The organism is Lacrimispora sp., from assembly GCF_046972725.1.
GTDB lineage: Bacteria > Bacillota > Clostridia > Lachnospirales > Lachnospiraceae > Lacrimispora.
The window spans coordinates 1,015,692-1,030,526 of record NZ_JBKVXF010000001.1 but is presented as its reverse complement, the minus strand read 5'-3'; the positions used below and the strand labels follow the sequence as shown (position 1 = coordinate 1,030,526).

At 45.3% G+C, this 14,835-nt stretch carries 11 protein-coding genes; all 11 read left to right on the top strand.

From position 1 onward, the window contains the following. Nucleotides 1–183: 183 nt before the first annotated feature. The 11 genes from ACLTWA_RS05025 to ACLTWA_RS04975 all read left to right on the top strand — a co-directional run bounded on the left by ACLTWA_RS05025 (nucleotide 184) and on the right by ACLTWA_RS04975 (nucleotide 14,830). Entirely contained in the window at nucleotides 184–2,463 is a 2,280-nt protein-coding gene (locus ACLTWA_RS05025) for a dockerin type I domain-containing protein (RefSeq protein WP_412326472.1), read from the top strand. A gap of 24 nt (nucleotides 2,464–2,487) precedes the next feature. Then, nucleotides 2,488–4,245 (top strand): cadherin-like beta sandwich domain-containing protein, encoded by a 1,758-nt coding sequence (locus ACLTWA_RS05020; protein WP_412326471.1) that lies wholly within the window; start codon nucleotides 2,488–2,490, stop codon nucleotides 4,243–4,245. Between the two features lie 329 nt (nucleotides 4,246–4,574). Then, nucleotides 4,575–4,961: a GntR family transcriptional regulator gene (locus ACLTWA_RS05015; protein ID WP_412326470.1), complete on the top strand. Its 387-nt coding sequence runs from the start codon at nucleotides 4,575–4,577 to the stop codon at nucleotides 4,959–4,961. Between the two features lie 22 nt (nucleotides 4,962–4,983). Further along, on the top strand, nucleotides 4,984–5,559 hold the full coding sequence (locus ACLTWA_RS05010) for a UvrB/UvrC motif-containing protein (protein WP_412326469.1): 576 nt from the start codon (nucleotides 4,984–4,986) through the stop codon (nucleotides 5,557–5,559). Further along, a complete protein-coding gene (locus ACLTWA_RS05005; RefSeq protein WP_412327182.1) occupies nucleotides 5,552–6,586 on the top strand; it encodes an ATP--guanido phosphotransferase in 1,035 nt (344 codons plus the stop codon). The genes ACLTWA_RS05010 and ACLTWA_RS05005 overlap by 8 nt, the downstream gene beginning before the upstream one ends. A 16-nt stretch (nucleotides 6,587–6,602) precedes the next feature. Next, nucleotides 6,603–9,053 carry an ATP-dependent Clp protease ATP-binding subunit gene (locus ACLTWA_RS05000; RefSeq protein ID WP_412326468.1) on the top strand — a complete coding sequence of 817 codons (2,451 nt, stop codon included), beginning with the start codon at nucleotides 6,603–6,605 and terminating at the stop codon, nucleotides 9,051–9,053. A gap of 101 nt (nucleotides 9,054–9,154) precedes the next feature. Next, nucleotides 9,155–9,568: an endosialidase gene (locus ACLTWA_RS04995; protein ID WP_412326467.1), complete on the top strand. Its 414-nt coding sequence runs from the start codon at nucleotides 9,155–9,157 to the stop codon at nucleotides 9,566–9,568. A 67-nt stretch (nucleotides 9,569–9,635) separates the two neighbouring features. Next, nucleotides 9,636–11,027, top strand: a complete 1,392-nt coding sequence (radA, locus tag ACLTWA_RS04990) for a DNA repair protein RadA (RefSeq protein WP_412326465.1) — start codon at nucleotides 9,636–9,638, stop codon at nucleotides 11,025–11,027. A 474-nt stretch (nucleotides 11,028–11,501) separates the two neighbouring features. Further along, entirely contained in the window at nucleotides 11,502–12,929 is a 1,428-nt protein-coding gene (locus tag ACLTWA_RS04985) for an ABC transporter substrate-binding protein (RefSeq protein ID WP_412326464.1), read from the top strand. 104 nt (nucleotides 12,930–13,033) lie between these two features. Continuing rightward, nucleotides 13,034–13,966: a carbohydrate ABC transporter permease gene (locus tag ACLTWA_RS04980; protein ID WP_412326463.1), complete on the top strand. Its 933-nt coding sequence runs from the start codon at nucleotides 13,034–13,036 to the stop codon at nucleotides 13,964–13,966. A gap of 18 nt (nucleotides 13,967–13,984) precedes the next feature. Beyond that, on the top strand, nucleotides 13,985–14,830 hold the full coding sequence (locus ACLTWA_RS04975; protein WP_412327181.1) for a carbohydrate ABC transporter permease: 846 nt from the start codon (nucleotides 13,985–13,987) through the stop codon (nucleotides 14,828–14,830). Nucleotides 14,831–14,835 lie beyond the last annotated feature (5 nt).

Below are 14,835 nucleotides of genomic sequence, written 5' to 3'. Positions count from 1 at the left end.
AAGCCTCCCTTATGGGGAGGCTTTTTTTAAACTTTAAAGATTTTCTTACAAATAATTCCAATTATCTGAACTTTAGCTGATTCAGTTGACACATGGTATGATTTGTCATTATAATAAAGAAATGGATAATTTACATATAATTGTTAGTTTTTAAAATACATAAGGGCATATTGGGAGAAACAGATGAAAAAGTATAAAAAAGCTCGTAAGATGGCCGCGATTCTGGCCAGTGTCCTGGTGCTGGACTCCAGTTTGGGAGTGGTTTCACCATACATAAATGCGTATGCGTACACAGAGAGGTCGGCCACGGTAAATGCTACTTCATTAAATGTGAGGAGCGGGCCGGGTACGACCTATTCTATCGTAACAAAATTGACCAACGGTGCTGCTGTTACAGTAACAGATGAACAGAACGCCTCAGACGGGGCTTTGTGGTATAAGATCCGTGTTTCCGGTTCCGGCGGACAGTCCGTCACCGGATACGTTTCCAAAAGTTTTCTTAAGTTTCCTGTAGCTTACACCCAGGATGGCAATTTTGAATCCATGCTTTCTGCAGAAGGATTTCCGGAAAGCTATAAGGTGCGTCTTCGTCAGCTGCACGCACAGCATCCCCAGTGGGTATTCCGTGCCCAAAAGACCAATCTGGATTGGAATACAGCTGTGAAAGAAGAGAGCCAGGTAGGAAAAACACTGGTACATACCAGCAGCATAAGCTCCTGGAAGTCTATGCTTAACGGTGCATATAACTGGGATACCAGTACCTGGGTCGGATTCGACGGGAGCAGCTGGGTGACTGCTTCCGAAGATATTGTTAAGTATTATATGGATCCGAGGAACTTTCTTGATGAGACGAATGTTTTTCAGTTTTTAAGCCATTCTTATGACAGTAACAGGCAAACCATGGATGGGCTTCAGACAATGATAAAGGGAACCTTTTTATCCGGTGGTTCCACAAGCGGAGGCAATACAACAGAAACTACAGATTCCTCTGGCAATGCAGGTGGACCCGGTCCGGGGGCTGCCATCTCTCCTTCCACAAAAGGAAGCACAGAAAGCTCCGGGAATGTAAGCCTTGAGGCACCGCATGCATCTGTCACACCAAAGAACCCTCAGGTTCTTATAAAATATGGCCCCGGTGCCAGTCTTACCGGGCCGTCATCTTCCAATACAGCCGGAACGGTGTCAGGAAGCGGTTCTTATGCCAATATGATCATGAATGCGGCTACCCAGTCGGGAGTAAATCCTTATGTTTTGGCAGCAATGATCATTCAGGAACAGGGATCTGCCGGAAACGGTAAAAGTGTTTCCGGTAACGAACCGGGGTACGAAGGATATTATAACTTTTTTAATATAGAGGCTTACCAGTCCGGCAATATGTCAGCCGTTCAGAGAGGCTTATGGTGGGCTTCTCAGGCAGGCAATTATGGAAGACCCTGGAATTCTCCTGAAAAATCTATTTTAGGGGGAGCACTATATTATGGTAATAACTATGTAAAAGTTGGGCAGGATACATTTTATCTGAAGAAATTCAATGTACAGGGGGCCAATCTGTATAAGCATCAGTATATGACCAATGTACAGGGAGCGGCATCTGAGGGAGCAGTTTTCTCAAAGGCTTATAATGCAGATATGAAGAAAACAGCCCTAGAGTTTAAGATACCTGTATACAATAATATGCCCGAGACTCCATGCAGTCAGCCAACCGGCAATGGCAATCCAAACAATATGCTTTCAGATTTAAGTGTGGAAGGCTTTGTCATGACACCTACGTTCCGCAGAGATACTCTGGAATACAATCTGATTGTTGATCCTGCCGTATCGAGCATCAAGGTGTCCGCATCGGCATTGAATTCAGCATCCTCTGTCAGCGGAACCGGTACGATCGCTCTGCAAAGCGGCAATAATGATATCAAGGTATCTGTGACAGCACAGAACGGGAATGTCAGGGAATATATTCTCCATGTAGTCCGCCAGAACAATGGACCTACTTATACTTCCGGTGCAGGAACAGGTAACAGCAGCGGTGGAAACAGCAGTTCAGGCTCTGGTTCTGGAAGCAGTTATGGTCCTGGAGTGAGCCGTCCGAAGGAGGAAGAGAATAAAGGAACGCCGGGCGGAAGCAATGTTACCATTGCTCCGGTTGGCGCTGGTAATATTTCCGTACAGACTTCTACCGGAGTCATTTCACAGGGACCGGGAGCGGGGGCGCAGGTGACGGAGCATGTGGCAGAGACTGTGAAACAGACGCAGGAAAGTACTGCCGTTCAGCAAAAATCCCTTTCCAGCGGAGATATTGATGGAGACGGAAAAGTCACCAGCCGGGATGTGTTGAAACTTCAGCGTTATATCCTTGGGCTGGAAAACTTATCGGATCATGAGAAAAAAGCAGCTGATTTAAATGGAGACGGCAAAGCTGATTCCAGGGACCTTCTGCTTTTAAAAAAGAAAATCCTGGGACTCTAAAGATTTGCAGAAATAGGAGATAATATGAATAAAAAACTAAAAAAACTGATAGTCAGTGTGATGGCTGTCTGTATGATAGCCGTGGTGGTGCCCTTTGGACAGATGGTGTCCTGGGCATCCAACACAAAAATCGCTTTTTCTGACCCTTCAGTCATGGTGGGGAATGAAGTGACCGTAACCATGAAAGTGACCAGTGACACGCCACTGGGAACAGCGGAAATCATGCTGGCTTATGACCCCGGAATCCTGGAGTTTGTTAGCGGCAGTAATGCCAACGGCGGTGCAGGAGCCATAAAGGTCTTAGGAACCATGGAGTCAGCGGATCAGAAGTCATTTAATTTTACGCTAAAATTTAAGACCCTGCAGGCTGGAAACGCTCAGATCAATGTGACCTCACAGGAGATCTATGATGTGAATTCCCAGCTGCTCCCTGTAAGCAGGCAGGGAAGCTCTACGGTAAAGGTGACTTCACCCGCCACCTATTCCAAGGATGCAACCTTAAAATCATTGAAAATATCTCCTGGAACACTGACCCCCGCATTTTCTGCCTCCGTGGATCAGTATACGGCTGAAGTAGATGCCAATACAACGGATCTGGTGGTCAATGCAGTGGCAGCCAATGCAGGTGCCCATGTAACGCTTCAGGGAGAAAAGGGATTAAAGGCCGGGGAGAACCAGGTGGTTGTAAAGGTTACTGCAGAGGATGGCCAGACGGTTAAAAATTACACCATAAAGGTGACAAAGCCGGAAGGCGGAGACACGGTTGCGCCTACCAATGAGAACGGGGAAACAAAGGAAGCAGAATTTGGAAGCACCAAGGTAACCGTCAACGGAACGGAATACAGCATTGCCACCTCTTTTGATGAATCCACGCTTCCGGAAGGCTTTGAGTCTTCCACGTATTCCTATAAGGGAACAGAGGTAATGGCAGGCAAGGGTCTGGAAAAAGACCTTCTGCTGCTTTATTTAAAAGATGCAGGAGGAAATGGAGGATTCTTCATTTACAATGAAGGGGCTGACTCCTGGTCCCAGTTCGTTCAGGTAGAGACAAGCTCCAAGGCAATCGTAGTAATTCCCATTGATTCCGATGCACAGATTCCACAAGGCTTTAAGGAACGCCAGGTGGATATTGACGGAGTGCGGGTGACCGGCTGGGTTGCAGAAACAGAAGCCGAACCGGAATACTGTGTATTTTATGCCATGAACTGGGATGGAGAGAAGGGCTTCTACCGCTACGATCTGAAAGAAAAAACGATTCAGAGATATTTTGCAACAGGAGTTTCCGGTGATGAGTATACAAAGCTTACCCAAACCTACAATTCACTGACAAAAGATTACCGCATACAGTTCTATCTTCTGATTGCAGTAAGTGTGGTGGCTTTGTTACTTCTTGTGGTCGTGATTCTTCTTTTGAGAAAAGGAAAAGGTTCCGGAAGAAATGGACTTCAGGCGGAAGATACTGGAGGTGAAGGAACGCCTGCATCAGAAGATCTTAAATACTACAGTGAGCCGGAAGAAGAACTGCCTTCCAGCAGAATAAAGAGGTACAGCCGGGAAGAGTTTGATAAGGTCTCTCCTGAGATCATGCCGGAATATAAGGAATCGGAACGAACCATGGACAGGCCGGAACCCTTATCGGCAGAAGAACCGGAAGATGATGATTTTATTGTGGAATCCAGTTTAGAAGACATAGAACGAAATCTGGCCTCTCATGTGGCAGAACGTCCGGCAGAGCCTTCCGGGGAAGAGGATGATTTTGAATTCATGGATCTGGATGACTGATTGAAAAAATTTGCAGCAGTCAGAACCTGTATATAAAAGTTTTTGAGCGAATAGAGTTGCTGTATGGGGACTGGAAAAAGGTTTTCATGCAGCAGCTCTTTTTCTGTAAAAAGAAGGAGAATGATTTTATGGACGGATCAAGGGATGTTTTTGATAAGATACAAAATCACTGGTAAAATATGGGAATGCACCTGAATAAAATGTAAAAAGGAATAAGGATAAATTTTATAATTAAAAAAGTTTGAAATCTGGCAAGGATATGAGTATTGAAAAAAAAAGTAATTTGTGCTAATATTCATATAACAGATATAACGAAAGATGGTGAAAGTATGTTTTTGCAAATTGATTTTAACAGTGACGAAGCGATTTACATTCAGCTCCGGAACCAGATAATCATAGGAATCGCCACAGAAAGTATAAGAGAAGGGGATCCCCTGCCTTCCGTACGTCAGATGGCCGACAACATAGGAATTAATATGCATACGGTAAATAAGGCGTACTCAGTGCTGAAACAGGAAGGATTTGTGAAGCTTGACCGCCGCAAAGGTGCCGTTGTATCTCTGGATGTGGATAAAATCCAGGTTCTTGACGAGATGCGCAAGGATCTAAGTGTTGTGTTGGCCAGAGGTGTCTGTAAAAATGTAACATGTGAAGAAGTACACCAGCTGGTCGATGAGATATTCCAGTCATTTATAAAAAGCCAGAGGGAAGAATAATTCACTGGATTGGAGGTTCATTATGTTATGCGAGAGATGTAAAATTCGCGAGGCAAATATTCAATATACAGAAGTGGTGAACGGAGTGAAGAAGGAGCACCACTTTTGCGCACAGTGTGCAAAAGAAATGGATTACGGAGTGTATGCAGCAATTTTTGACGGAGAGTTTCCTTTGGGGAAACTTCTTTCGGGGCTGCTGGGAATTGAAGAAACTGAAGAAGGTCCGGATAAACTTCACCAGATCGTTTGTCCTGCCTGCGGGACCAGTTATGATGCCTTTGTAAGGGACAGCAGATTCGGCTGTGCGGACTGTTACAGTGTATTCGGTCCTTTAATGGAAGATAGTTTAAAGCAGCTGCAAGGGAATCTGGTTCATACAGGAAAGGTTCCGGTCTATCAGAATTCAGATGCCGGTGCTTCCGATGGAGTACAGAAAAAAGAAAAATCTGTTACGGATGAAGCTTCTGTTCAGGAAAAGGAATTATATGAGCTGGACTCAAAATTAAAAGAAGCCCTCCGCTTTGAAGATTATGAAACTGCGGCTGTCTGCCGTGACAGGATCAGGGAGCTTAAGAAAGGAAATGAGACGAATGCATAGGTGGTTTGAGGAGACTGATGCTGGCCGTCCGGGCATAATCAGCAGCCGAATACGCCTGGCCAGAAATCTGCAGGAATATCTGTTTCCTGTAAAGCTTGATGAGAAAGAAAGCGGGGAGCTGGTTCACCGGCTGGAATTCGGTTTAAAAGACCTGGGGGAATCAGAAGGAAAGACATTTGAATTCTCCATGTTGGGAGACCTGGAAGAGCTTGATAAAGTGGCATTAAAAGAGCGGCGTGTTTTAAATTCGGCTGCTGTTGCAAAGAAAAAACCAGCCGGTATTCTCCTTTCCGAAGAAGAGGATACGGGAATTGTGCTAAACTGCGAGGATCATATCCGGATTCAGGTTTTAGGAACAGGATTGGCACTTGAAGAACTTTGGGAGAGAGCGGACCGGATCGATAATTACGTCAATGAACGTTTTCCGTATGCCTTTGATGACCGATACGGATACTTGACCACCTTTCCGACTAATGTTGGAACCGGTCTCAGAGCTTCCGTAGTGGTACATCTGCCCATGCTGTCCCAGGGAAGAAGATTTTCAAGCCTGATTGGAGATATGAGCCGCTTTGGAGCAGCCATCCGGGGGGCTTATGGAGAAGGAGAAGAAAATTTCGGCTCCCTTTTTGAAATCTCCAACCAGAAGACACTTGGACAGACGGAGAGAGAAATTATAGATACGGTTACAAAGGCTGCCATTCAGCTGACCAATCAGGAGATGCAGGTAAGAAAGTTATCGCTCCAGAGGAGGAAGATCGAGCGGGAGGATGAGGTTTACAAGTCTTACGGAGTCTTAAAATATGCCAGGAGACTTACTTCCAGAGACGCCATGATTTTTCTTTCCCAGTTATTAGCTGCACGGACGGACAATCTGATCCAGACCAAAGAAGATGTTTCGATCTACCGTCTGATGCTTGGAATACAGCCGGCAAACTTGCAGAAGATTTCTGACCGCCCTCTGAATAAAGAAGAACTGGATGTGGCCAGAGCAGAGTTTATACGCAGAGAGCTGCCGGAAATAAATTGACAGGAGGATTGGATTTATGATAGACAGATTTACGACAAAAGCCAGGACGGCAATTAATCTGGCTGTACAGGCGGCAGAACGTCTGGGTCACGGTTATGTAGGAACGGAACATTTGCTGATTGGACTTCTGGAAGAAGGAACCGGAGTTGCTGCCAAGGTTTTGGAGGAAAACGGAGTAAAGGAAGATAAGGTCTTAAACCTGATCAGCCAGTTGATTGCTCCTGATCAGGCAGTCCGCCTTCAGGAAGACGGCGGATATACGCCGGGTGCCAGAAGAGTGCTGGAGAACAGTTACCGGGAAGCTGTCCGTTTCAAAGCGAATTTGATCGGAACGGAGCATTTACTGATTTCTATTATCCGTGACAATGACTGTGTTGCTTCCAGGCTGTTGAATACCATTGGAATCAGCATTCAGAAGTTATACATTGATGTGCTTGCTGCTATGGGAGAAGATGCTCCTGCCAATAAAGAAGAACTGATGAAATCCCAGAAGGCCAAGGGAAACACACCGACCCTTGACAGTTACAGCAGAGATTTAACCGAGCTTGCGTCAAAGGGGAAGCTGGATCCGGTGATTGGAAGAGAATCCGAGATCAAGCGCCTTATACAGATATTAAGCCGGAGAACCAAGAACAATCCTTGTCTGATCGGAGAACCGGGAGTGGGAAAGACTGCCGTGGTGGAAGGTCTGGCACAGATGATTACAAGCGGAGACGTACCGGAAACCATTGCCGGAAAGCGGCTTTTAACTCTTGATCTGTCCGGTATGGTGGCTGGTTCCAAATACCGGGGAGAATTTGAGGAACGGATCAAAAAGGTGATTGCTGAGGTTATCGAGGATGGGGAAGTGCTTTTATTCATTGATGAGATTCATACCATTATCGGAGCCGGAGGTGCGGAAGGTGCTATTGATGCCTCCAATATTTTAAAGCCTTCCCTGGCAAGAGGAGAGTTGCAGCTAATCGGAGCGACTACCATTGAAGAGTACCGGAAATACATTGAAAAGGACTCTGCTCTCGAGAGGCGTTTCCAGCCGGTGACTGTAGAGGAGCCTGGCGAAGAGGCCGCCATCGGCATCTTAAGAGGGTTAAAAGGCCGTTATGAGGACCATCATAAGGTGACGATCACAGACGATGCTTTAAAGGCTGCGGTAAAATTATCTTCCCGGTACATCAACGACCGGTTCCTTCCGGATAAAGCCATTGATGTGATTGATGAAGCTTCTTCCAAGGTCCGGCTGACCACATATGTAGAACCGCCGGAAATCAAGGAACTGGAAGCAGAAATCGAACAGATGGAAGATCAGAAAGAGGCTGCAATCAAAGCAGAGGCTTATGAAAAAGCCGGAGTTATTAAAAAAAGGCAGGAAAAGAAACGGGAAAAAATAGAAAAGATCCGTGAAAAATGGCAAAAGGAAAAAGTAAATAAAAGCCTAATGGTTGATGAAGGCGAAATTGCTGATGTAATTTCAAGCTGGACCAAGATTCCTGTAAGAAAGCTGGAAGAAGAGGAAAGCGAGCGTTTAAGAAACTTAGAAGCTATCCTGCATGAAAGAGTCATTGGCCAGGAAGAGGCGGTAACAGCTGTGGCTAAGGCCATCCGAAGAGGCAGAGTCGGCTTAAAGGATCCGAAACGTCCCATTGGTTCCTTCTTATTCTTAGGGCCTACGGGAGTCGGTAAAACGGAATTGTCCAAAGCGCTTTCCGAGTCCATGTTTGGAACGGAAAATGCACTGATCCGGGTGGATATGTCTGAATACATGGAAAAGCACAGTGTTTCCAAGATGATCGGTTCCCCGCCAGGATATGTAGGCTATGATGAGGGCGGACAGTTAAGTGAAAAGGTAAGAAGAAATCCTTACTCCGTAATTCTTTTTGATGAGATCGAAAAGGCTCATCCGGATGTATTTAATATTTTACTGCAGGTATTAGATGACGGTCATATCACAGACGCCCAGGGACGAAAGATAGATTTTAAAAATACCATTATTATTATGACTTCCAATGCGGGAGCACAAAATATCATCTCTCCCAAACGATTGGGATTCGGTGCGGCTGCCGATGAAAAAGCGGATTATAAGCTGATGAAGGAACGTGTGATGGAGGAAGTGAAACGGCTCTTTAAGCCGGAGTTCATCAACCGTATTGATGAAATCATTGTATTTCACCCATTGAATAAGGATCATATGAAGGATATCGTTACCATTATGATGAAGGACATTATGAAGCGGACGTCCGAGCAGATGAGCATTACGTTACGTGTGGAAGAGGATGCGAAGGAATTTCTGATCCGGAAAGGGTATGATGAGAAGTACGGTGCAAGACCTTTAAGACGAACCATTCAAAATTGTCTGGAGGATAAGCTGGCAGAAGAAATCTTAAACGGTACTGTAAAAAGAGGCGATGAAGTAGTTGTGACAGCCGATACGGATGGACTTAAATTTTCTGTAAGAGAACTGGTAAAATAGCTGGTCATTTTACCTTGATTCGTGTATAATAGCTACAAGCGAAAGGATCTGTTCTTCGCAAAAAAAGGGATAAGTAAACAAAATACTAGGAGGGCAAACCGATGCCGGTAATTGAAGAGTTAATCCGCACTGAACAAGACGGAACAATCAGTTTTGGTAATTACAAATTAGGAGCAAAGTCAAAATTACAGGATTTTGAACACCAAGGTGATTTATATAAAGTCAAGACATATTATGAGATAACCAAGCTGGAACGTAACGGCATGTTTGTATACGAATCCGTACCGGGAACCGCGGTAGAGAAATTTTCCGTATCCAATGACGGAGTGGAATTTTTGGTAGAAGGTGACAAGGATGCACAGCTGACTGTTCAGCTTGCAGAAGATACTGAATATGAGGTATATGTGGAAGGAGAAGCAGCCGGAAGCATGAGGACCAACATGAGCGGTAAGCTTTCCGTAAGCGTAGAACTGAATGAGGAAACACCGGTATCTGTGAAGATCAATCGTAAATAACAAAAATCAAAGATGGGTTCGGCTCTTTTATCAGGAGCCGGACCTGCTTTTTTAAGGAGGAAGCCAGATGGCAAAGGCAAAAGCAACTGCATTTTTCTGCAAGGAATGCGGATACGAATCGGCAAAATGGCTGGGGCAGTGTCCGGGATGCAGGGAATGGAATACATTTGTGGAAGAACCGGTGGGGAAAAAGGAGCCTGCATCAAAGCGTGGAATAGGAGCTGACAGGGAAAACGGCGCTGCTTCCTTAAAGGCAAAGCCTTCCAGACTCTCAGAGATTCATTTGGATGAACAGGACCGCATGAAAACGGGGTATGAGGAACTGGACAGAGTCCTGGGGGGAGGTGTGGTAAAGGGTTCTCTGGTGCTGGTGGGCGGAGATCCTGGAATCGGAAAATCCACTTTGTTATTGCAGGTATGCCGTAATCTGGCTGCATCCGGACAAAAGGTACTTTACATATCCGGAGAAGAATCCTTAAAGCAGATTAAGCTTCGTGCCAACCGGATCGGAGAAGTGACCGGGGAACTGTTATTTCTCTGTGAGACAAGCCTGGAGCTGATTGAAGGAGCCATTAAGGAGGAGAAACCGGATGTGGTCATTATTGACTCCATTCAGACCATGTTCCGGGAAGAGATATCTTCTGCACCGGGAAGCGTGAGTCAGGTCCGGGAATCCACCAATATACTTTTACAGATAGCAAAGGGTTCCGGAATCGCCGTATTTATTGTCGGTCACGTGACAAAGGAAGGTGTGGTTGCAGGTCCGAGGGTCCTGGAACATATGGTGGATACGGTCCTTTACTTTGAAGGAGAAAGAAGTGCGTCTTACCGGATTATCCGTGGGGTAAAGAACCGGTTTGGATCCACCAACGAGATCGGAGTGTTTGAGATGGTCGAAAGCGGTCTTGCAGAAGTTTTAAATCCGTCGGAGTACATGTTAAGCGGAAGGCCGGAGGATGCTTCCGGGGCAGTGGTGGCCTGTTCCATGGAGGGGACAAGACCCATGCTTTTGGAGGTACAGGCCCTGATTACTCCAACTGCATTTGGTATGCCAAGGCGCACTGCAGCGGGTACGGATTATAACCGGGTGAATTTGCTGATGGCAGTTTTGGAGAAGAGGTGCCATTATGATCTGTCTCATTTTGATGCCTATGTGAATATTACCGGTGGCTTGCGGATGAATGAGCCGGCTCTTGATCTTGCGATTTTAATGGCCATTGTTTCAAGCATGAAGGACCGGGCCGTAGATTCAAAAACCATTATCTTTGGAGAGGTTGGTTTATCCGGAGAGGTACGTGCCGTTTCCATGGCCCAGCAGAGAGTGAATGAAGCGAAAAAACTGGGATTTAAAACCTGTATACTTCCAAAGATCTGTATGGAAAAGATGAATCGTATAGACGGGATTCGTCTGATTGGTGTGGGAAATGTAAGAGATGCGATTATAGGTCTGACGGAGTAAGGGAAACAAGTGTCTGTATCTCAGCCGTAATTCCATAGAATCAATATATAATGCCTGGAACTGTCCGGCAATGTTTTGCAGTGATGGAAACTGTAAAACTGTGCCAGATGGTTTCAGGCTTTTTTTTATATAGGGTACAAGGATAGAAGGGGGGACGGGCACTGTTGAATAATAAATTGAAATTAAAAAGATAACTTAATTATTAAGTTTTATATTTGAATTATATAAAGAGAGAATAAGCTAAAAATAAAAGTGATTAGATAAAATGCTTAAAAAATAATAATTAAATACAATAAAATATATAATATGACATTAGTTTTGTAAAAAAACCATTTTTTCATTGACATATTGCATAATCATATCTATAATAAAATACATAAAAGCAGTGCAAGGAAACTAAATTATTTAAGAAAATTCAATAAATAATAAACAGATGAGCATTGCTTGATGAAATGCGAAAAGGAGAAGGATTTTATGAAAATGAAAAAAGCAATGGCCCTGACCATGGCTGCTGCAATGATGCTGTCTGCCACCGCCTGCAGTTCCGGAAAGGAGGCTGCAAAGACAACGGCAGCTCCGCCTGCGGCAAGTGAAAGCAAGTCAGTGGAAACGACGGCAGCAAAGGAGGAGGAACCTCAGGAAACGGAAGAGACGAAAGAGGTGGTATTTCCGGATCAGTTAAACAATGGAGAACCATGTACCATCCGGTTCGGCTGGTGGGGGGGCCAGACGAGACATGAGAGAACGGAGGCAGTTGTAAAGCTGTTTATGGAAAAGTATCCCAATGTTACCATTGAGACGGAACCATCTGATTATAACGGATATTTCCAAAAACTTCCTACTCTGGTTGGGGCCCAGGACGTATGGGATGTATTTCAGTTGGGCAATAACTGGGCAGAGTACAGTTCTGTAGTCACCGATCTAAACCCTTATATAAAAGACGGCACCATCAATACGGATAATATCTCAGATAATTTCCTGGCAACCACCTATGATCTTGGAAAGCAGATGGAGATTTCTCTGGGAACCAATGCACATTGCATTATCTACAATGCGGATATGGTTGAAGAAGCAGGGCTTGCTGAGCCGGCGGAGAACTGGACCTGGAAGGATTATGAAGAGTATGCCGAAGCGCTTAAGGCAGTTACGGGTGAGTTTGGTTCTTCTTCTCTGGAAGAGTTTTACGGAGCCTGTACCGTGGGGGTGCCTCAGCATGAGGCAGGGCTGAATTTCTTCAAGAGTGATAACAGCGGATTGATGATCGAAAAACCGGATTATATGGTACCTTTCATTGAAATGATACAGAGAATGACTAAAAGCGGGGCTTATCCCGACCGTGGAGCCTTGAATGAAATGGGAACAGCTCCGGAGCAGAACTTTGTGGCAACCGGAGAAGCAGCTATGACCTGGGCATTATCCAATCAGGTGGTTGCAATGGCAAAAGCGGCTGAAGAAAATGGTGTGGGAACCTTAAGAATTGCGGCAATTCCGAGAAAAACTCCCGATGGCCCTCCCGGATATTCGGTGAAGTCTTCCCAGGGTCTTGCTGTTTACAGTGAGACAAAGTATCCGGAGGTATGTGCAGCGTTTATTAACTTTTTCATTAACAGCCCTGAAGCAAACCAGATCTTATTAGGCGAAAGAGGAGTTCCGATTTCCAGCGCCGTGCGCGCAGCCATCCGGCCGTCCTTAAGCGATCTGGAGAAAGATATCTATGCTTATGTGTCTGCCGTTGGTTCCTGGAAGGAGTCGAAAGACGTGTTCATCAATGAGCCTACTCAGCAGAATGCGATCAGGGATGAACTCAAGAATCAGATGGACAGGGTAAATGCAGGGGAAATCGATGCGCAGGAAGCCGCTGAGAATGTGTTTGACTTTGCTGAGAATTCATTTAAGAGATAATTTCCTGCAAAGAACCGGATGACCGTTGAAATGTGGGAAGAACTGGTCTGCTGTGTAAAGCAGCAGGCCATTTTTATGGGGATAAATTGAAAGGAGAAATAAAAATGAAAAATGGGGTGGAGGGGGTTCTGCGGGAGAAAAAGACCCTGAAACAGATCTTATGTACAGATCAGGCAGTGGGATATGTGTTTGCAGCACCATTTATCGTTGGATTTTGCTGTCTCACATTACTGCCGATGATGTTGTCACTTTATTATTCGCTGACCAATTATAATTTTGTGAAGTCGGATTTTATAGGGCTTGGTAACTATGTGCGTATGTTCAGTGAGGACACCAAATTCTGGTACTCGGTATGGAGAACCCTGGTTTATGTGGTCCTTGCAGTTCCGGCCAAACTGGTGTTTGCCCTTCTGGTTGCTTACTTTTTGACCAGAGAGACAAGAATGGCCAGTATTTACCGGGCGGTTTATTATCTTCCCTCTCTGGTAGGAGGGTCTGTGGCAGTGGCACTGGTCTGGAAGCAGATGTTTGCCCGTAAAGGAATGATTAACAGCATGATCATGTCCATGGGAATGGACCGGTTGAACTGGATGGGAGATAAGAACATGGTCATGCTGCCTCTTGCCCTTTTAACGGTGTGGCAGTTTGGCTCTTCCATGATTATCTTTGCTGCCGGGCTGAAGGAGATTCCAAGAACCTATTATGAAGCGGCGGAAATCGACGGTGCCAGTGGATACCAGCGCTTTTTAAGAATCACGCTTCCCTGTCTGTCTCCGGTGATTTTATATAATCTGGTCATGCAGACGATTACCGGCTTTATGGTATTTACACAGGCATTTATTATCACTCAGGGCGGACCTGCGGATGCAACCAATTTTATCGCATACTATATCTTTAAACAAGGCTTTACCTATCAGGATATGGGCTATGCCAGCGCGATTTCCTGGGTGCTGCTGGTTGTGATTTCTACTGTAACTCTGCTGATCTTTAGGACCTCCAAACGCTGGGTGTTCTATGAAGCAGGCAGCGACGATTAGGGGGGGAGCCAAATGGGAATGCATGGGAGAAAACAACTTGAAAAAATTCTGTACCACGTATTAATTGGTGGCTTTGGCCTTATTATGATCTATCCGGTTTTCTGGATGATGGTGGGAGCTTTTAAAAACAACAACGATATTCTGAACCATTCAGCTTCCTTATTGCCAACTATGGGCTGGCATATGGAAAACTGGAAAAATGGCTGGAAGGGCTACAGCGGAGTGACGTTCGGAACCTTTTTTGGCAACTCTCTGATAGTGGCGGCAGCTTCCACCTTTGGCACTGTGATCTCATCTTCTATGGTGGCCTATGCTCTGGCAAGAGTCAAGTTCAAAGGAAGAAAGATTTTGTTCTGGTGCATGCTGGGAACTCTTATGCTGCCGGGACAGGTCATTATGATCCCCCAGTACATGATCTACAATTTCCTTGGTGTAGTAGGGACGTATATTCCTCTGATCCTTCCCCATTTCTGCGGGCAGGCATTTTTCATCTATCAGATGATGCAGTTCTGTCAGGGAATTCCAAGAGAGCTTGATGAAGCTGCTTTTGTAGATGGCTGCAATAAGTATATGATCTATTTAAAGATCGTGCTCCCCCTTTTAAAACCGTCGATTGTGACAACGCTGATCATTCAGTTTTACTGGAAATGGGATGATTTTATGGGCCCGTTAATTTATTTGAGCAAGCCTGGGACCTGGACCGCATCCGTGGCATTAAAGAACTTTGCAGATGCTTCCGGGCAGTCGGATTATGGCGCTTTGTTCGCTATGTCCACCTTGTCCTTAATACCGGTATTTTTGATTTTTCTGATTTTTAACAGGCAGTTGGTGGATGGTGTGAGTTCCACCGGTTTAAAGGGCTGATGGCT